The sequence below is a fragment of the Priestia sp. J2 genome, from assembly GCF_020790095.1.
Classification (GTDB): domain Bacteria; phylum Bacillota; class Bacilli; order Bacillales; family Bacillaceae_H; genus Priestia; species Priestia zanthoxyli.
Map to the genome: position 1 here is coordinate 2,885,427 of NZ_CP086208.1, position 16,543 is coordinate 2,901,969.

Below are 16,543 nucleotides of genomic sequence, written 5' to 3' on the forward strand. Positions count from 1 at the left end.
CTGTGTTCACCTCCTTCTCTTTTACCATCCAGGAATTTCATCTAAGAAACCTTGTCGTGGTTTACCTTCTTCTTGTTTCTTGCTACCTTTAGAATCATTTTCTTTGTTTTGTTTAATCTGTTTACGTACTAATTTGAACAAGTGATGAATGTCCATTTGATCAATTTCATGTGGCTTTAAACCTTGATTAATCAACATGTAGTTGTAGAAATCGTCAAGCTTCTCCGCCTCCGTCTGAGGGTGTGGCATCATCGTCCGTTTCTTTAGTCAATTCTTCCAACTCTTCATCTGACAACTCCATTTGTGAAGGGAATCCCTTTACAATAGCTAAAAACTCTGCAATTTTTACACGTAAATCATAAGAGCTTAGACCACAATAAAACTCATCTACTGTGAATTGTTTATCAAATGCTTCTACAATAAGAACAATCAAATCGTCTAATACTTGGAATGGTACTTCTTCATGCAAGTAATCGTGTTTTTCGCTCAAAGGTAGATATTTTCTGTAAGTCATTCCTGAAATAAAAGGTTCGTGCATTTGCTTGTATTCACCGTTAATTCGTAATTTTAAATCCATCATTTTAAAGTTCCTCCAATATTTTTAGTTGATTTAATAGAAAAAAAGGGAGTACCCATTATAGATACTCCCATAGGGTATATTAAACTGTTGGTGGTTCAGTTACTTCTGCTGGTACATACACTTCATCGAACCAGTCAAGAATAACTTCTTGGTTAATTCCTTCATCGTTACTATGTACAGACACTTTCTTTTCACCATCAGATAAACGGTTAACGAATTGACCTGTTACTGATTGGTTTTTGATCTCTACAGATTCACCTTTAGTTTGGAATTCTTGAGATGGTACAGTAAGTTTACCTTTGTACATCCAGTTCATTAATTTACCGCCATCGATAGACTCAGACTCGAATCCTAAAGCGATATATGGAGATTTATTCTTAGTTGCTTCAAGCAATACTCCATTAGAGTCAATACGGTAGCCAAATAGTTCTGCTGCTGCTTCTTTAGTGATTGCGTCCACTTGTAATTCCATTTCTAATACACCAGTACTTGTTACAGTTGCTACAGGAACATCATCTACGTGTACAGTTTGTGAACTAGCATTTGGATTTAATGTTGCTTGCATTGCTCCTGCGAAATATTTTGGGATACCATAAGTTGTTGTACCTTTACGCTCATCTTTTTGCATTACTGCGAAATGAATATTTTTAAAACCGACTGTCATTTTATCTGCTGACATTAATAATTCCTTCTTTCCTTAGTTAGTTGTTTTGTGTATAGTAAAAGCGCATCCCATGACGGAACAACTCAGTGTCCTCTTCGTAGTCGTGGAATACGCTTCTTCTAATGAATCCATTTTTAGTTAATTTCTTTTGTACTTCTTTCCCAAGTGAGAATGCATCAATCTTTGACCATACATCCACTTGAATGTAATATGTTGTTCTTGATTCTTCATCGTTTATAAACTGTGTAGCACTTTCATCATATTGAAAGTAAGTTATGTATGTGTCAGGTGGGTCAATTACTCTAATAACACCTGTTGTCACTTCAAAAGATGCTAACAATTCTTCAATTAAATCGTAAATCATATTTTCGCCAACTCTCTTACATAAACGTTGTACATGGCTTGTTGAATTTCTTTTCGTTTTGCATTAAACGCTGGTTCAAGGAATGGTTGAGGTGTCATTTTGCTTGTTCCCCATTCATGATATTTCATGTACCAATTATCGGGTATGAAACCAACAGCAATTTTACCTTCTACTACTGCTGAAATAATGACATGATCAGCAGCATGTTTACTACCACCCTTAGAACGTGGTGCTCTACGCTTAACTTCATCACGTAAGATTTCTGCACCTGCTCGTAAAGCCTTCTCACTAATTTTGGCACTCTTCATTACTGCTTCAATCTTTTTAATCTTGGTTGCCATTTCCTTTAATCCAGTTACTTCTAATGGCATTACAATTTACCACTATGAGCTTGACATTTTAATTCAATCGTATCGCCTTTTTCGTATGTACGCATGACTTTGTACGTTTTGGAATTAAACTCAACATACTCTTGTGAATTGTAGTCTAGGGTGTGCATTTCCAACATTAATTCAAGTGTGAAACCAGTTTGAGAAGCAAGATAAAATTCTTGAGTACCAATGCTTTTCTTATTTATAAAAACCATTTGCTTACTAGTGATGACTTTATTTTGAACACCATTTGTCTTTTTGATTTCAGTTGTTAATAGATGAGCGATATCACGATGAAGCATTATAATCACCTGCTAATGCTAGATGAGTTCGTAATGATTCAAATGAAGCTCTGAACCTATCTGCATCAGGATTATCAAAGCCAAATTCAGCTTTGCAATATACTGTTACAGCACGGATAATCAATGGATCACTCTCATCTAATTTTTTAATGCCTGACAACTGTAATTCCATTAATGCTGCGTCAATTAAGTCTTGAATATCTTCGTCTAATGCAGTGTGAGAAATTCTTAAACTCTTTCTCACCTTTTCAATCATCTAATCACCTACTTTCAATAGCTTCTAATGCCTTCTGTTTACCTTTAACTCTTGAGCCATCAGCTAGTTCATACCAGCCACCACCAACATGTTTAAATGGTGGTTTGTCTGCTGTTTCTTTTTGTTTAGTTTCAACTACAGGTTCAATTTCTTTTACTTCTTTATCAACAAAGCCTAAATCACCTAAATAGGCGACTCTTTCAGAATCCTCAGAACTAAAAAAGCCACCAATTCCATAGTGACGACCTGTATCTTTGTCTTTGAAAGCTTTCAATACAGTCGATTTATAAATCATTAACTATCAATCCTTTATAATTTATTAACTATTAAGCTGTTGGAGCTTTCTTCACACGTAAGAAACCGTTGTGAGCTACTACGTTACCACCAACAAATACAGAACCACGGTGAGCAATCATACCTTGTTTGAATTTGAAGTCATTAGAACGTTGAATATCAGTTCCAGAGAATGTTACAAGCTCATAGTTTTGTAGAACACCGTAAGCCATAGCGTAAGCACCAGCAGGAGTACCAGCAGCAGAAATAGGAGCACATACAGAGTTGATGATGTAAGGAACGCCATCGATTGTACCAGTGTTACCTTGAGATTTAACTTCATAGACTTTCTTATCTTGCTTATCACGCAACATAGCGAATGCTTTTAAGTCTGCTTTAGAAAGGATAAGTGTTGCAACAGCTTCTACATCCTCTTTGTTACCATAAGAGAAGATAATTTCATCTAAAGTGTCAGCAGTGATTGCAGAGATTGCTAAATCAGTAGCAGGGTCAATAGCTTTAGCTTGGTTAGAGAAGATACCTGTTAAATGTCCAACAGAACCGTTACCAACTAGAATTTCTTTTGTAATTGTTTGACGTAATGCTTTACCTACACCATTAATAACTAATCCTTCATAGTTTGCAGCAGGTAATTTTTGTACTTCTTCTGTTACTTCACTGTAAGCAGTAATTTTAGTTTTACCGATTGTTGCATAATCAGTTTCTACTTCAACTTCTACATAGTTTCCTTGCTCATCAGTGTATCCACCTTCACCATGAGAAACTTCATATGGTTGTTGGAATGATTCTCCACCAGTCATCGGTGTAAGTTTTACACGATCAAGTAAAGTTGAAATTTGATTGAATGTACCATTAATAGAAGATGAAGTGTGTTTAGGTAATACTAAGTCACCACTTGTAACTGTAATAGCACGGTCTTCTTTAAGGTCTTTTGCACGTTTTTCTACATCTGCTTGCTCACGAGTTTCTTGATGTTCTTGTGTGTTAAATGATTCAATTGTACGAACTTCTTCTTTCACGTTTAATTCACCAGCTTCCTTTAATAGTCGAGCACGTTTTTCATGCTTCGCTTTGTCTTCTGCTAATTCACGCATTTCATTTTCTAATGCGTCAAAATCTGCGTTATCATCATCTAATAGTGCTTGAATTTCTGCTGAACGAACTTCGATTTCTTTTAATGTTTTCATAATTTGTTTAACTCCCTTTAATTGAAATATTTTAGTTTTAGTTTTAATCTTTTCCGTTTTAATTCATCTTGTTTCTTTTTTAATTCTTTAGCTTTGAATTCATCGTAACTTCTACATGCAACTTGACTTGATTGATATGCAGGTTTGTTTGTTAATGTAACTTCGACTAACTCAATCTCTTTGAGATAACGTAAATCTGTTCCATCTGACACCCTAACAATTTCATCTTGAATACAATAGAATCCGAATGAACAGTTTTCTAACAGTCCATCTTTTACAAGGTGGTAAACGTCTTTAGCGTATGAGATTTCAGGGTTAATTTTTAAACTGAACTTCAAACCAATATCATCTGTATGTAATTGAAGTGATCCTGAATGTGTAGAGCCTAATCTAAGCTCATCATCATGATTTTTTAATGCGTAAATGTTATGTCCATCTGCTAATGTTCGGTCAAACGCACCTTTCTGTACTTCCTCATAAAAAGCACCAAGATAATATGACCGATTATTAAATTTATTTATGTATCCTTCTAAAACGTAATCATCATTACCAGTTGCACGAACTTCTAGGCTTGTTACATCAATCTGTCTGTTCTCCAACTGCTTTTCCTTCTGTTGATTGTTCATCTGTTGGTTTTGTCTCATCTCCTTTGTCAACATTTTCACCACCTTTCGATGATTCATTTGATGTAGTGTTTCCATCGTCAACTAAAGCAGTATCTAACCTACGTAAAGGTAATTCTCCACCTTCAATTGGTGCAAGGTTTAGTACTCTACGCCATTCATTAGGAACCATTGCACTTCTATCAACCATTTGAACAAGGGCAAGTTTAGTTTGCATTGACGCATATTGTAATGAAGAAGCTTCAAAGATGATTTTGTTTCCATATCCCCTTTCAGTTCTAGAGAATATCTTACGTGTAAATTCTTCACTTAATTGTCTTGCAATAGGTTCAATTTCAGACTCATAGAAAGCATTCCATTCATCTTCGTTGTACTTAGATTGAATAATCTTTTCATTAATGTTGAAAAATGAGTAAATGCGTTGAACAGTTCTATCCATTTGGTCTGCATTTGGTACAAAGTTTTCAGGTTTGACTTGTGTTAAATCATATTTACCATCTACACCAGCAGCACCACCTGAGTTTTTAATATCAAGATAACTAGCAGTAAAGTTATCCACTTCTGCTTTCATATCTTCTGGTCTTAACTTAGATGTAAACTTTAGAATCCATTTAATAACTGCACTATTCTTAATTGCTTCTACAATACCTTGATCAGTTGTGTTGATTATTTCCATTAAAGGTGCTAATGCATTTGCAGGTGATTCACCAAACAAATCACTAGAATTAAAGTCTTTGCGTAGATGAATAATATCTGTATATGGAATTGTTTTAGATTTACCATTAGCAAAATAAAACTTTAAGAATAAATCACCTTCACGACCTTCTAAAGCTTCAACAGAAACACAATTTAAATGGTAAATTTCATATGGTACGTTTGTGTATGGGTCACGTTTTAAATAAGCAAACGCATTATGATTAATTTCTAATTGTGTAGCCATCTTTTCTTGTAACATCTGACCTGTCATAGTTGGGTTAGGTTCTTCTAAGAGAAACCGAATAGCAACGTTAGGATTTTCTTTAAAATCAGTCACACTATCACGAATATGTTTAGCAATTAACTTTCCTATTGCTCTTGCTTTAGGACGAATACATGAACGAACAATATCAGAAGCGTATAAGTCACCACCCCACGCATAGAATCCATTACCTGCATCACTAACCATTTCAAATCGTTGTAACGTTGTTGTTTCAGGTGTTTTTTCTCCAAACATCCATCCGAATAATCCCAAATTCTCACCTCCTTTTCCTAGATGATATTGGTGTACTCATCCATGTTGTCTTTTAATGCGATATACGCACACGCAAGGGAAACTACTCCATCAATACGCTTACGATTATCTGTTTGTTTTACTAATTGAATCTCACTATTGATATCTGCTCTTACTTCCGCATTAGCTAAACACCACATGTCAATTGGATGTCCGTTATGCACAATAAGATTTGCACCTAAGTCTGCTTTTAAGTCTTTTAAAGGTTGAGACATTGTTGCTGCACCTTGACGAATCGGTATCATTGAATCTTTCCCGAACTCTTCACGAAACTCTCTCAATAAAGTGTCATCAATACGCCACGGGTCATAAGCAATGTACAATACATAAAGGTCTTCTTCGTCTCGCAACTCTTTAAACCAATCTAAGAAAACACGTTTGTCTACTTTATTACCTTTATAAGTACGTAGAATGCCTTGTCTTTCCCATAGCAAATAAGGAACATTGTCACGTTCCCTACGGTTTCCATCGGTAGTCATTTTATTTAATACCTCATCAGGCATCCAATACATCGATTTCGTATAAATTTTCGGATCATTAGGACGCATACATAATACTCTGGCACTGTTTAAATCCACTGAATCAGCAGCATCAAATCCACCAATACCATATCTGAATCCCATTTTCTTAAAGTCGAATCGTTCTTCGTTATCAATTTCATTCCAGTTTAACCATGCTGTAGCTGAGTTTTCTTTCATGTTAAAGTCTTTTACCATTACAGTTGGTTTAAATGCAGGGTCGCCTTTTGCTTTTTGTACCATATCTTTTAAAAAGTCTTCTGATTTGATTACACCAAGCCCAGGATTTGACTTAACCCAACATTCAGGTTTATCCCATTCGTCTCTGTCATCTAGCTCATAGATAAATGGTAAGAATTTATCATCTTTTAGTTTTCCATCTAAAACATCACAAGCATATTGATACTGTGAATCAAAGATACCGTCACGTACAAATCCATTTGTTGAAATAGTACATAACATTGGTTGTCTACGTGAAGACATTGACTGTTTCATTAAGTCGTAGATATCACGATTCTTAATTGCAGCCAATTCATCAATAATAATTAATGAACCATTGAGTCCATCCAATGAATTAGAGTTACTTGCTAATGCTTTAATGAACCCCATGTTATAAGCAAAGTACAAATCAGATTGTCTTTTCTTAATGTGTGCTCGTAAGTCAGGACTTTGCTTTGTCATGTTTAATGATTCTGTGAAACCTTTTTTAGCTTGATCCAATGCAGTAGCAATGAAGTAAATCTCAGGTGAACCCTCTCCATCAGCAACTAATCCAAATAAAGAGGTTGCAGCTAGTTCAGTTGTCTTGCCGTTCTTTCTTCCACGGATGTCTAATATTTCATGGTATTCTCTAGCACGAGTGTCTTTATGTACGAATCCAAATGAAGCTTGTAATTTAGCTTTTTGAAACAACATTAACTCAATAGGTGTTCCCATTTTACCTTGTGATTGTTTACAGAACGTCTCAATAAATTCAATTGGTTTATTTGCCAACTCTTCATCGAATACATAGTCACCTTTTGGATTATGTAATTTATCTAATAACATTTTGTAGACTTGTTTAATTCTGTGACATGCAACTATCTCACCACTTAAAACAGCATTCGCATATTCTTCTAGATAAGTAGTCATCGTGATAAGAACTCCATTAAAGCACTACTTTTATTCTTATCATTTTCATTATCTTTCGGTAATAAGTCACTAAGCTGTTTTATAATTTTTTGATAGTTACCATTCATCGTATTGTACAAGCGAACAACTGGTCTTTCTCTTTCATATGGCTCAGTCTTTTCAGATTGAGAAAATAATTCAACATAACCATTCTCATCAATATCAGCTTCATAATCTTCAAGTGTAACTCTCATAAATGCCGCACGTTGAATTAATCCATTGATCAAAGTCTTCTTATCTGTAGGTGCGTCCTTGAATAACTTTTTAAGATTGCGTTCTTCTTTCTTAATTCGTTTCTCTTTTAATAGTTTGTCATCACTCTCCATTACTCTACCTTCCTTTCCTCAAAAATTGATTATTATTTACTGGTAGGGGTGTCTGTAGAAAAATCACTCAGAAAAATTGTTGTCCCGTATCGGTTATCTGTTATCCTTCAATTTAACTTTTGATGGGGGGAGTATGGTAACACTCTCTCAACCCTTATTCCACCTAGTCTCAGTCCACTTTAATTAGATTTCCATTTGCATCAAATCCGAATCCTTCTCTCATTCCTTTGTCTTCACCGTGATGTTCTCTGTTGTGACAGTCTTGGCATAATAGTTCCAATAGTTCATGATTTAAGGTAATATTTAGATTATTTATGTTTCTTTTTGTCAAGTAGGTTTTATGATGGACTATCATTCTTTCCTTTGATTCTCCACATCTCTCACATAAATTAAAGACTGAATCAATATAAGCTTTCCTACATTTCTTCCATGCACTTGAACTATAAAAAGGTTTAGCCCATTCCTTTGCCATCAGTCTCTACTCCATTAACCGTATCTAATATATCTTGGATATATCCGTCTGCTTCTTCTTGGCCAATCATACCCATCGTAACCCATGACTGTATTCTATCTACTGTTGCTTGAACTGTTGGATCTAAGCTATTGTACTCTTCTTGTGTCATGACTTATCTACTCCTTCTATTCCTAATGAATGTGTCATATGATTTCTCTCTTTCTTTGATTATTATTAAGCACATATTTTAATTTGTGCATTATAAACAAAAATAAAAAGCCACTCTAATGAGTGACTATGCTTTATCCCCATATTGCTTTTTTTGCAGTCTCACTTACTATATCTACAAGAATGTCTTTAAATCCTGTGGCTATTTCAGGAGTTGCCTTACCGACTAACCTTTTAAATCTAGTAGTTGCAACTACAGTACGAGGGCTATCTTTAACTAAATCATCTAATGATTTCTTTAATAATTCTTTTTCCTCATCTGTTAGTTCTTCTAATTCTTCCGTAAGCTCTCTAGCTGCTTCAATCTTTGCTTCCGTCCATGGATATGCTTTACCACATTCATGACAATAACTAGATACTATGTCGCTATAGAGACCAATTACATCTGGTAAATGATAATATCCCCTAATTTTAGTATTACAATTAGAACATTTAATGATAGTGGATTCTCCACATTCACCGCAATGCTTAGATCTAAATTCTATAGCGGTTTCGTATTCCATAGTAATAACATGACCATTTAAACATACTTGCGCTGTGTCATAATAACCTTGCGACATCTCACCCCCACCTTTCGTCTACCTAATTCGACAAAAGACGGCTTTCTCCTGTAACTTTTTAACTATTTTGCAACAAATTATGTATGGAGCATCTTTTCACGTAGATATTTTAATTCCTCTGCTAGTTCATGATTTCTTTGATAACTAAATTCAAGTAGTTCCAGTAACATATCATTTTTTTCTTCTACTGTTGCTTTTTCATATACTGCTTCAAATAACTTATTAACACGTTTTGATACCTCATTAGTGGCTTTAATGGCTTCATTAAGTTTACTCATAACTAAACAACACTCCGTTTCATTAATTTCATCTAATATACCCTTCAGCTACTTCATATGAAAATCCATAAACCCCCACCAGCCATAATCTCATTTGATGTTTTTGCTCATCATTTAATTCCATATCTGTAACTTCTGGAATATTCTCATATTCGATGTCACCATCTAATAATTGTTTAAACAATAACTGATCCATTAGTTATCCAACACCTTTCTATATTTTCACAAAAGAAAAAAGCACTAAGTAATCCCAGTGCTTTTTGGTTATTATAATTATTATTTATTTTCAGGATTTTTTCTAATAAAATCAGTTAACTTACTAATCAATCTAGTTTTCTCAAGAGAAGTAAGTTCTAAAAAACTGTTTTCTGTAAAATCTAAATATCCTGCTCGATTGATAACTTTTAATTCTTTATTGAATCCTTCTGCAAAGCAATTTACAGTGTAATATTTGATGTTTCTATCTTGATAACAATCTTCTAGTTTAAAAGTAAATATTTTGGTCATCTAAGTAAATCCCCTAGCTCATTTATTTTTATCCAATTAATTATTTCTAAAAATAATTACCGCAAGATAATACCCTGTATTACCATTGTATGAGCCTGTTAATTTAATATCTATTAATTCAGAATCGGAATTTTCTTCTAAGACATTATTAATTTTGTCTTCCAAATCTTTTTCCCTAGCTGATTTAACTACTCTTACGTACTTATCCATATGTACTTCACCTCCCAACTAAGAACAACATTCTACATTATAGGAAGGATTTCCTTCTTAAATTGTAGAATATTGTAATTTAATAGATAGAAAGGTGGTGGATAGCTATGGCAGGAAATTCAGGTGAACATCGTGATGGTGCTGTTAAAGGACGTTCTCAGTTCCAAACTCCTAGTGGTCATTATGCAAAACGCGATACCTCAACTGGACGTATTATGGACGTAAAAAGTGACAATAAACCTTTTAAAGGTGTAAGAAAAGAAAAGTAAGTAATTATTAAGAACAGAGTGGCGTATTGCCTCCCTGTTCTCATTATTAATTTATGTCTATTATGTATTAATTATTTTTAATTCGCCTAGAATGCGCCACAGCAACATCCAGTTATTTACTTATGTATTATTTTAAGCTAACTCACCTAAGTTTTTATAGCTTCTACCTTCTAGTACATCAATAATGGCTTTATAACCTACACCATACTTCTCAACCATATCCCAAACGAATGTACCACGCTTATCTCCTTCAAAATTAATCCATGCTTGTAGGATTTCACGTACTTCTGGAATTGTTAAACGTCTACTTGTTCCCATTTTTGCTCTAATGTATGGATCATGTTTATCTTGGAATTGTTGTTTGTGAGTGATTAGTTCTAAGTTAGAGATTTCGTTGATGTGTTTGCTGTTTTCTTGAATGTGGTTTATTTCCAATCCCATTGCTCTCCAATCAGACTGTTTCATACCTGAATAAGAAGAATAAACTAATACATGTACGCTGTAAGGTCTACCTTTTCCACCTACTCTACATGATACATAACAGTATCCTTTATGATTCGGATTACTCACAAGGAAACGTCCACTACGTACTGAAAATATTCTACCGCCCTCTGTATCACAGAGATATGATTTATACACCTCTTCATTCTGATTTAACAATTCAGGGATTGGAGTTAATATGATTTCTTTACCATTTTCAATAATTTTCATTTTTAAGTACCTACCTTTTTAAAATTTAGTTTTTTATTAAATTAATTTTGTGAAACTTTTAATTCACTTAATGCTTGTGCTACTTCATCTCTAAAAAACAATACAAAAGGCATATTTGTCTTATGATGTTTAGCCTTTGTAATATAAGAGATTTTCTTTTCATCATGTAGATAATCGAATACGTCCATAGAGTAGCAATACCAGAACATATTGTTTTTATGATGTTTCTTGTTTTCTTGCATCGTCATTTGCTCCTTTAAAATTTAATGTAAGCTTAGTTTTAAATTACAAGCTTCATTCATTATTAATTTATTTATTAGTAATCAATGAAAATTGTAAGAAAAGTTATTCTAGGAGTACCTAGCTGACGCAATAAGTACCCCTAGACTTTTAATAAAGAGAATGAAAAAAATTTTAAAAATAGTTGACTCACAGTAAGTAATACCTTATACTGAGTATAGAAATTAAAAATCAGGGGTTTTATAACCATTTTTTAATAAAAAAGAAAAATGGAGGTCTGTAGGTGTCTACTTTCGCACGAAACACTAAATTGCTTCTGCTATGATTTCAACGGTCTAAACGCATGCATGCAAGACACTGTCCTACTCTCTCCTTTAGACAATCATCTACTAACACAAAAAGCCCATAAACGCAAGGCTCATAGGCAATATTTTTTCATTCCTGTGTAAGATTCTTTCCATTTTTGACTATTTTTTAAATGCTTCTAAGAATACCTCAGTATGAGTTTCATATAACACTTTCAATAATCGTAATGGACTTACATATTTGTTATTAGGATCAAGTGCATATTCAATTGTAGATACCATTGTTTCAATTTTAATATCTTTCTTTTCAATCTTGTACTTAGATTTGTCCATTACATTTAACTGATATTCATCTTTTTCACTATCATTAAGATTACTTTCATCTGAATTGATTGACATAATGTACTTAGACATTTCCTCAACCTCTTCTAAGATAGCTGCTCTTTGGTGTCTGTCTCCGTCTGATTTTTTCACTTTAGCAAGCAAATCATTAAACTCAACTTTATCCTTTGAATCAGCATATTTAAGACCTTCAAGAGCTTCAAACAGATAATCCATAGTAGTATCATACTTAACAAACTTATTAGGTTTCTTCTTACCATTATTCTTATCGTTCGTTTTCTCTTTCTTATCTGCTTTCTTCTTTTTCTTGTCTTTGCTTCCATTGACTTTCCAGAATAAAGGTTTCTTACGTTTGTCATCTTTTGGGTCAAGTTTTAATTCTAACTTATTATCCATTACATCAATTTCAGTTGGCAGGTCTAAGTCGTACATGCGCTTGGACATATCTATAGCGATCCCTGAAAGTACTGTAAGGATGTCCACACCTTTCAACAATTCCTCTAACGTTTCTTCAGAGGCATCATTATTCTTTTTGTCCCAGTATAAACTCATGTACAATTGTCCCTTGTTCACAATTTGCCCAATCACTTTCTGACTGACAGATAATGTGTTATCTACCTTTGCCATTGAAGCATTAGCTTTATCTAACTTGTAGAAGGTTGGGTCTGAATCAATTTTATTTACACACACTGGATAATCTTTATTTAGTCGTTTAGCAATCTCTAAAATTTCTTCATCAAAGTCAACTAGGACTAGAGTATCACTATCATAATCACATCCAGAAAGTTTATTTTGGATATTGTGATCGATAGCATTTACACAGATGATATTGTCACTGAGATTGAAATAATTCTTAATCGCTTCATTATGTACTGACTTTCCTACAAACACATTTGATGGAGCAGTGTGTGGGTTACGAAATCCTACATATTCTTTACCAGTTGGAAATAATGTAGTGTAGATTTCATTGTCGTGTAATTCTAATGACTTTGGTTCATCAGTATCAAACTTAGATAGGGCATGGTATAAGTATTCGACTGGATTTCCTAAAAGTGTCAAGTAATCTGCATTTACCAAAACCTTACCTTTCTGTACATGTTTCTTTTGTTTGTTGATTTCTTCACGTCTGAATTTCTTAAACTCTTCTGTATTAACAATTCCTTCGTTTACATTGTAAATAGCAGAAAGCATTTCATTACTGTTCAAGTTATTTGCTTTATCTTGAATATGTTTGATAAATGTAGCATCATCATTCTTTAAATTCATGATATAACCTTGTTCATTTTCAACTAATTCATTAACTTTTTTCTGACTTAAAGGTAAGCTGTTCAAATGTTGATAAGATGTCTGATGAAGAATTTCACCATTTTTACCACGTTCAAATTTTGAACTTTTTTCTGCTTTACACACGCCAAACTTTGAGCCTTCTGCATCTACTAGCCCTCTCCAATAATCATACATTTCAGCTTTACTACCTTTAACATAACTGAATTTTAGAGCTTTCAGCGAACTAGGCGTATAAATGAATTTTACGTTTGACAGTAAGACAGGATTGCCAAATAGGTCTCTCACTTCCCACTCATCATAATTCACTGGAATAGATGAATCATAGTTCTCATTCTTAGGATTAGTCATAGCTTTATGTTGATCAGTGAAGAATTTTTGAATGTTAGTGTTAAATGCTGCACTCTTAAACATGTGTTGACGAAGTAATAACATTGATTTACCTTCAGGGAAAAACTCTGCATCTAATAATGATTCACCATCAAATAAACTATTGCTTACTTCTACTGTTTCTGGAAAACTGTCTAATAGTCCAGTTTGTTCATTCTTACGTACCACTGAACATAATTCAGGGAATTTAGAATCAACATCATCAATGATTAGCATATTTCCAGTATTGATTGTTACCATACCTTCTAAACTACTTGTCACAAGAGATTCATAGGCTAAAAGTGAAGCTAAATCATGCTTTTTAGTTGGGGAAAACTTTAATCCCATACGTGACCAATTTTGCATTTTAGCTTTCAACTTCTTATTCACAAAAAGACATTGACCTGTGCGAGACTTCGAAGCACTTCTCTTGTACACTTCAAAATGAATTGGTTTAGTCTTCTTAGTTTTCTTATTGTACTTATAAATAGTGAACCCTTCTTCATACAATTTGTATCGAAGGTCATCACTCTTAATTTCTTTCCATTCTGCATTATCCTTATTTGCTTGGATATGTTCTTTACGTTCGTTCATTTCTGCTAATTTATCATTTAGCTTTTCTAACTTCTTCTTATCAGTTTCATTCTTAATTGCTTCACTTACATTGTTGATATTTTCATTAAGATTAATTAATAGTTCATCTGCATTGCGAACCTTCTTGTTAAACTTAACATTAATCACATCATCACTAGTCCATTTAGCTTCTTTAGACTTCTTAACTTTCATTCCTTCTTGTTCAAGTTGGATACTCTCTAAGCTATATGGTAACATTCCTAAATATTCATTTGTGATTCCATGACCTCTATTCATATGAGAGAATAAATCTGCTGCTTCAACTGATTTGATATATACTGCATTACCTTTTTCCATGTTCGCTACATTTGTTAAGTTTGTCATAATTAATTACCGTCCTTTAGATTAATTGGATTTAGTTTAATAAACGCTTAATATGTAAAACTGAATAACACTCGAATATGTAAGAAAAAATTAAATTGAAAAATAATAAATCCGTTCTTTGATTTATCATTTTTCAAATACTGTATCTGAATTATGTATCTAGTTATGTATCTAATTATGTATCTAATAGTTAATCTATATAGGGTGTAAATCATCCCCGATAGTTTGATTTTTATCTCCGATGAATTGGTTTATTATCTCCGACGTTTTGACAATTATCTCCGATGAATTTGACTTAGTTAGAAATGCTGATTTAACAGGCTTTCTCAAGCTAGCGCTGTTACCTTCCTTTTTATGTATAAACACACTTTTTCCTCGGATAAATATACATGATTATTGTACTTGGTAAATTTCAGGCTTTCATTTACGTTACCTTTTTTAACCTCCCATTCACCCGTCTCTTCAAGTTTGTGTTTCTCAATTTTGATGAACCTATGTTTTTTAAGCATGTCGTTATGCTTTATAACTGTGTTTTTAGTAACTCCAGATTCTTTAGCAATTGTTTCTTCACTTGCAAATGAGTAATGTCTACTTAAATTTGTGTAATTAATATGCGATTGATAGACGTACAACATTCTAATACCTGTATATCCAATTGCGTCAATTATGTTGGGGTGTACTACATCACTCGCAAACTGCGTAAACCATTTTACATTTTGATTCTTTGGTATGTACTTTTCATTAATAATCATTAAAGTTGAAGCTTTTCGTGGAAGCTTATCTAATTTATTTAACATGTACCCCTTCTCATAAAGTTTGTTGTAGGATTTCTTCAATGTGTCATTATCCTTAATCCTCAAGATACTTTTAAGCTTAGAATGATCAATTTTCATTTCCTTTTCTTTGGTATAAGTGTGATGACTCACCAACCTAGCGTATAAAACGAAATCTAATGGTTTTAAATCCGTATCCCTTACAATTTCTGTTGCAATTTGAATCCTGCTAATCTGCTTTGCCATTATGTTATCCTCCGCTTATTTATAGTTTAATTTCGCGTATGTATTAATTGTTTAGTTTTTATTTCTTCATTTTTAAGTATGTATTGACTGTGGATAGTACATGAGTGTTGTTAGGAAAGAAGTAAACAAACCTATTTGTACCATTGTTATGCTCTTTGACTTTTAGCAGTTTACACCCATTCATCATTAGGTAACCTGCCATTCGTTGACTGAAGATTACATAATCCTTCTCAGATTCTTCATTAATAATCATTTAAATCACCCTCTTCATTTTTGTAATTGATTTACTTATTCAATTTTCAAAGAACATTTATAAAACAAAAAGATATTACATAAAATCACCCCCTTTAATTTTCTAGATAAAATCAACCTTTTACGCAGACTTGTGTTTTACACTATCTGATAACAAAGATTCGTAATTATCTAGAGTTTCAATGTAATTATCATTAGCTCCAAGATTCTTATAGATGTCAGCCATCTCGTTAAATGTTTCTGCATATTCCCATATGTTTGATTTCATCGTTATTTCCCCCTGTTTGAGTTTTGAATGGTAAACTACCTAGAATAGTAGTTAGTTGTTTTTTCTTAATAAATTAATTAGAAATTTAGACTCAAACAGGATATTAGGTGTTGACTTACATTTACGACTCCTATATAATAAAAATCACTAGGCGAGTCTTTTATAGGAAAATAAGGCTTCATTCCTGTTATCCTGTTTGAATGAGACGATGCTTTGGCGAAGAATGCATAACTTTAAAGACAGCAATGTAGCGTTGCTGTAAAACTTTATACTAAACATGAGAGTACAATTAGATTGGTACGTAAGAGGAAAGTTTGGCGACGATCCCCTTACTCATTAACCAGAAACTTTGGCGAGGGACTGGA

The 16,543-nt window shown here is 33.3% G+C and carries 27 protein-coding genes; 1 reads left to right on the forward strand and 26 read right to left on the reverse strand.

Annotation, left to right across the window (positions count from 1 at the left end):
• Nucleotides 1-21 precede the first annotated feature (21 nt).
• From LJY09_RS14565 to LJY09_RS14660, 20 genes are all read right to left on the reverse strand, one after another.
• Nucleotides 22-252, reverse strand: coding sequence for a hypothetical protein (locus tag LJY09_RS14565; RefSeq protein WP_228307282.1), 231 nt, complete (start codon nt 250-252; stop codon nt 22-24).
• Nucleotides 215-580 (reverse strand): phage tail assembly chaperone G, encoded by a 366-nt coding sequence (gpG, locus tag LJY09_RS14570; protein ID WP_228307283.1) that lies wholly within the window; start codon nt 578-580, stop codon nt 215-217. The genes LJY09_RS14565 and gpG overlap by 38 nt, the downstream gene beginning before the upstream one ends.
• A 79-nt stretch (nt 581-659) precedes the next feature.
• Entirely contained in the window at nt 660-1,259 is a 600-nt protein-coding gene (locus LJY09_RS14575) for a major tail protein (protein ID WP_228307284.1), read from the reverse strand.
• A 22-nt stretch (nt 1,260-1,281) separates the two neighbouring features.
• Nucleotides 1,282-1,608 (reverse strand): hypothetical protein, encoded by a 327-nt coding sequence (locus tag LJY09_RS14580; RefSeq protein WP_228307285.1) that lies wholly within the window; start codon nt 1,606-1,608, stop codon nt 1,282-1,284.
• Nucleotides 1,605-1,979 (reverse strand): HK97-gp10 family putative phage morphogenesis protein, encoded by a 375-nt coding sequence (locus LJY09_RS14585; protein ID WP_228307286.1) that lies wholly within the window; start codon nt 1,977-1,979, stop codon nt 1,605-1,607. The genes LJY09_RS14580 and LJY09_RS14585 overlap by 4 nt, the downstream gene beginning before the upstream one ends.
• The gene (locus LJY09_RS14590; RefSeq protein WP_228307287.1) at nt 1,979-2,281 is read right to left on the reverse strand and encodes a phage head closure protein; all 303 of its coding nucleotides are present in this window, start codon (nt 2,279-2,281) and stop codon (nt 1,979-1,981) included. The genes LJY09_RS14585 and LJY09_RS14590 overlap by 1 nt, the downstream gene beginning before the upstream one ends.
• Nucleotides 2,268-2,537 (reverse strand): head-tail connector protein, encoded by a 270-nt coding sequence (locus LJY09_RS14595; protein ID WP_228307288.1) that lies wholly within the window; start codon nt 2,535-2,537, stop codon nt 2,268-2,270. Before LJY09_RS14595 ends, LJY09_RS14590 begins: the two co-directional genes overlap by 14 nt.
• A gap of 4 nt (nt 2,538-2,541) precedes the next feature.
• Nucleotides 2,542-2,832: a hypothetical protein gene (locus LJY09_RS14600; protein WP_228307289.1), complete on the reverse strand. Its 291-nt coding sequence runs from the start codon at nt 2,830-2,832 to the stop codon at nt 2,542-2,544.
• Between the two features lie 31 nt (nt 2,833-2,863).
• On the reverse strand, nt 2,864-4,018 hold the full coding sequence (locus tag LJY09_RS14605; RefSeq protein WP_228307290.1) for a phage major capsid protein: 1,155 nt from the start codon (nt 4,016-4,018) through the stop codon (nt 2,864-2,866).
• A gap of 17 nt (nt 4,019-4,035) precedes the next feature.
• On the reverse strand, nt 4,036-4,617 hold the full coding sequence (locus LJY09_RS14610) for an HK97 family phage prohead protease (RefSeq protein WP_228307291.1): 582 nt from the start codon (nt 4,615-4,617) through the stop codon (nt 4,036-4,038).
• On the reverse strand, nt 4,598-5,872 hold the full coding sequence (locus LJY09_RS14615; protein ID WP_228307292.1) for a phage portal protein: 1,275 nt from the start codon (nt 5,870-5,872) through the stop codon (nt 4,598-4,600). The genes LJY09_RS14610 and LJY09_RS14615 overlap by 20 nt, the downstream gene beginning before the upstream one ends.
• Before the next feature lie 17 nt (nt 5,873-5,889).
• Complete coding sequence (locus LJY09_RS14620; protein ID WP_228307293.1) at nt 5,890-7,560, reverse strand: terminase large subunit; 1,671 nt, start codon at nt 7,558-7,560, stop codon at nt 5,890-5,892.
• The gene (locus LJY09_RS14625) at nt 7,557-7,925 is read right to left on the reverse strand and encodes a hypothetical protein (RefSeq protein WP_228307294.1); all 369 of its coding nucleotides are present in this window, start codon (nt 7,923-7,925) and stop codon (nt 7,557-7,559) included. The genes LJY09_RS14620 and LJY09_RS14625 overlap by 4 nt, the downstream gene beginning before the upstream one ends.
• Nucleotides 7,926-8,094: 169 nt before the next feature.
• Nucleotides 8,095-8,397, reverse strand: coding sequence for an HNH endonuclease (locus LJY09_RS14630; protein WP_228307295.1), 303 nt, complete (start codon nt 8,395-8,397; stop codon nt 8,095-8,097).
• Entirely contained in the window at nt 8,378-8,548 is a 171-nt protein-coding gene (locus tag LJY09_RS14635; RefSeq protein WP_228307296.1) for a hypothetical protein, read from the reverse strand. Before LJY09_RS14635 ends, LJY09_RS14630 begins: the two co-directional genes overlap by 20 nt.
• A 133-nt stretch (nt 8,549-8,681) precedes the next feature.
• Nucleotides 8,682-9,167: a DUF2321 domain-containing protein gene (locus tag LJY09_RS14640; protein WP_228307297.1), complete on the reverse strand. Its 486-nt coding sequence runs from the start codon at nt 9,165-9,167 to the stop codon at nt 8,682-8,684.
• A 77-nt stretch (nt 9,168-9,244) separates the two neighbouring features.
• On the reverse strand, nt 9,245-9,445 hold the full coding sequence (locus LJY09_RS14645) for a hypothetical protein (RefSeq protein ID WP_228307298.1): 201 nt from the start codon (nt 9,443-9,445) through the stop codon (nt 9,245-9,247).
• Nucleotides 9,446-9,473: 28 nt separating this feature from the next.
• Nucleotides 9,474-9,641, reverse strand: a complete 168-nt coding sequence (locus LJY09_RS14650; protein WP_228307299.1) for a hypothetical protein — start codon at nt 9,639-9,641, stop codon at nt 9,474-9,476.
• Nucleotides 9,642-9,721: 80 nt separating this feature from the next.
• Complete coding sequence (locus tag LJY09_RS14655) at nt 9,722-9,952, reverse strand: hypothetical protein (RefSeq protein WP_228307300.1); 231 nt, start codon at nt 9,950-9,952, stop codon at nt 9,722-9,724.
• A 36-nt stretch (nt 9,953-9,988) separates the two neighbouring features.
• The gene (locus LJY09_RS14660; RefSeq protein ID WP_228307301.1) at nt 9,989-10,162 is read right to left on the reverse strand and encodes a sporulation protein Cse60; all 174 of its coding nucleotides are present in this window, start codon (nt 10,160-10,162) and stop codon (nt 9,989-9,991) included.
• Between the two features lie 107 nt (nt 10,163-10,269).
• Here LJY09_RS14660 and LJY09_RS14665 point away from each other — a divergent pair, with 107 nt between their 5' ends.
• Nucleotides 10,270-10,431 carry a hypothetical protein gene (locus LJY09_RS14665; RefSeq protein ID WP_228307302.1) on the forward strand — a complete coding sequence of 54 codons (162 nt, stop codon included), beginning with the start codon at nt 10,270-10,272 and terminating at the stop codon, nt 10,429-10,431.
• Between the two features lie 132 nt (nt 10,432-10,563).
• Here the strand turns inward: LJY09_RS14665 and LJY09_RS14670 are convergent, their stop codons facing one another.
• The 6 genes from LJY09_RS14670 to LJY09_RS14690 form a co-directional block, all read right to left on the reverse strand.
• On the reverse strand, nt 10,564-11,142 hold the full coding sequence (locus tag LJY09_RS14670; protein ID WP_228307303.1) for a hypothetical protein: 579 nt from the start codon (nt 11,140-11,142) through the stop codon (nt 10,564-10,566).
• A gap of 41 nt (nt 11,143-11,183) precedes the next feature.
• Nucleotides 11,184-11,384, reverse strand: coding sequence for a hypothetical protein (locus LJY09_RS14675; protein ID WP_228307304.1), 201 nt, complete (start codon nt 11,382-11,384; stop codon nt 11,184-11,186).
• Nucleotides 11,385-11,849: 465 nt separating this feature from the next.
• A complete protein-coding gene (locus LJY09_RS14680; protein ID WP_228307305.1) occupies nt 11,850-14,639 on the reverse strand; it encodes a hypothetical protein in 2,790 nt (929 codons plus the stop codon).
• A 326-nt stretch (nt 14,640-14,965) separates the two neighbouring features.
• The gene (locus tag LJY09_RS14685; protein ID WP_228307306.1) at nt 14,966-15,658 is read right to left on the reverse strand and encodes a hypothetical protein; all 693 of its coding nucleotides are present in this window, start codon (nt 15,656-15,658) and stop codon (nt 14,966-14,968) included.
• A gap of 58 nt (nt 15,659-15,716) precedes the next feature.
• Nucleotides 15,717-15,911, reverse strand: coding sequence for a DUF5659 domain-containing protein (locus LJY09_RS27840; protein WP_416339289.1), 195 nt, complete (start codon nt 15,909-15,911; stop codon nt 15,717-15,719).
• A 120-nt stretch (nt 15,912-16,031) separates the two neighbouring features.
• Nucleotides 16,032-16,178 carry a hypothetical protein gene (locus tag LJY09_RS14690; RefSeq protein ID WP_228307307.1) on the reverse strand — a complete coding sequence of 49 codons (147 nt, stop codon included), beginning with the start codon at nt 16,176-16,178 and terminating at the stop codon, nt 16,032-16,034.
• Nucleotides 16,179-16,543 lie beyond the last annotated feature (365 nt).

Excerpts from the sequence above, each read along its gene's own strand:
- LJY09_RS14675 (WP_228307304.1), bottom strand. The coding sequence starts at position 11,384 with ATGCAAGAAAACAAGAAACATCATAAAAACAATATGTTCTGGTATTGC.
- LJY09_RS14680 (WP_228307305.1), bottom strand. The coding sequence starts at position 14,639 with ATGACAAACTTAACAAATGTAGCGAACATGGAAAAAGGTAATGCAGTA.
- LJY09_RS14575 (WP_228307284.1), bottom strand. The coding sequence starts at position 1,259 with ATGTCAGCAGATAAAATGACAGTCGGTTTTAAAAATATTCATTTCGCA.
- LJY09_RS27840 (WP_416339289.1), bottom strand. The coding sequence starts at position 15,911 with ATGATTATTAATGAAGAATCTGAGAAGGATTATGTAATCTTCAGTCAA.
- LJY09_RS14565 (WP_228307282.1), bottom strand. The coding sequence starts at position 252 with ATGATGCCACACCCTCAGACGGAGGCGGAGAAGCTTGACGATTTCTAC.
- LJY09_RS14580 (WP_228307285.1), bottom strand. The coding sequence starts at position 1,608 with ATGATTTACGATTTAATTGAAGAATTGTTAGCATCTTTTGAAGTGACA.
- LJY09_RS14655 (WP_228307300.1), bottom strand. The coding sequence starts at position 9,952 with ATGACCAAAATATTTACTTTTAAACTAGAAGATTGTTATCAAGATAGA.
- LJY09_RS14685 (WP_228307306.1), bottom strand. The coding sequence starts at position 15,658 with ATGGCAAAGCAGATTAGCAGGATTCAAATTGCAACAGAAATTGTAAGG.
- LJY09_RS14645 (WP_228307298.1), bottom strand. The coding sequence starts at position 9,445 with ATGAGTAAACTTAATGAAGCCATTAAAGCCACTAATGAGGTATCAAAA.
- LJY09_RS14640 (WP_228307297.1), bottom strand. The coding sequence starts at position 9,167 with ATGTCGCAAGGTTATTATGACACAGCGCAAGTATGTTTAAATGGTCAT.
- LJY09_RS14690 (WP_228307307.1), bottom strand. The coding sequence starts at position 16,178 with ATGAAATCAAACATATGGGAATATGCAGAAACATTTAACGAGATGGCT.
- LJY09_RS14635 (WP_228307296.1), bottom strand. The coding sequence starts at position 8,548 with ATGACACAAGAAGAGTACAATAGCTTAGATCCAACAGTTCAAGCAACA.
- LJY09_RS14625 (WP_228307294.1), bottom strand. The coding sequence starts at position 7,925 with ATGGAGAGTGATGACAAACTATTAAAAGAGAAACGAATTAAGAAAGAA.
- LJY09_RS14605 (WP_228307290.1), bottom strand. The coding sequence starts at position 4,018 with ATGAAAACATTAAAAGAAATCGAAGTTCGTTCAGCAGAAATTCAAGCA.
- LJY09_RS14620 (WP_228307293.1), bottom strand. The coding sequence starts at position 7,560 with ATGACTACTTATCTAGAAGAATATGCGAATGCTGTTTTAAGTGGTGAG.
- gpG (WP_228307283.1), bottom strand. The coding sequence starts at position 580 with ATGATGGATTTAAAATTACGAATTAACGGTGAATACAAGCAAATGCAC.
- LJY09_RS14650 (WP_228307299.1), bottom strand. The coding sequence starts at position 9,641 with ATGGATCAGTTATTGTTTAAACAATTATTAGATGGTGACATCGAATAT.
- LJY09_RS14590 (WP_228307287.1), bottom strand. The coding sequence starts at position 2,281 with ATGCTTCATCGTGATATCGCTCATCTATTAACAACTGAAATCAAAAAG.
- LJY09_RS14660 (WP_228307301.1), bottom strand. The coding sequence starts at position 10,162 with ATGGATAAGTACGTAAGAGTAGTTAAATCAGCTAGGGAAAAAGATTTG.
- LJY09_RS14665 (WP_228307302.1), top strand. The coding sequence starts at position 10,270 with ATGGCAGGAAATTCAGGTGAACATCGTGATGGTGCTGTTAAAGGACGT.
- LJY09_RS14630 (WP_228307295.1), bottom strand. The coding sequence starts at position 8,397 with ATGGCAAAGGAATGGGCTAAACCTTTTTATAGTTCAAGTGCATGGAAG.
- LJY09_RS14595 (WP_228307288.1), bottom strand. The coding sequence starts at position 2,537 with ATGATTGAAAAGGTGAGAAAGAGTTTAAGAATTTCTCACACTGCATTA.
- LJY09_RS14670 (WP_228307303.1), bottom strand. The coding sequence starts at position 11,142 with ATGAAAATTATTGAAAATGGTAAAGAAATCATATTAACTCCAATCCCT.
- LJY09_RS14585 (WP_228307286.1), bottom strand. The coding sequence starts at position 1,979 with ATGCCATTAGAAGTAACTGGATTAAAGGAAATGGCAACCAAGATTAAA.
- LJY09_RS14600 (WP_228307289.1), bottom strand. The coding sequence starts at position 2,832 with ATGATTTATAAATCGACTGTATTGAAAGCTTTCAAAGACAAAGATACA.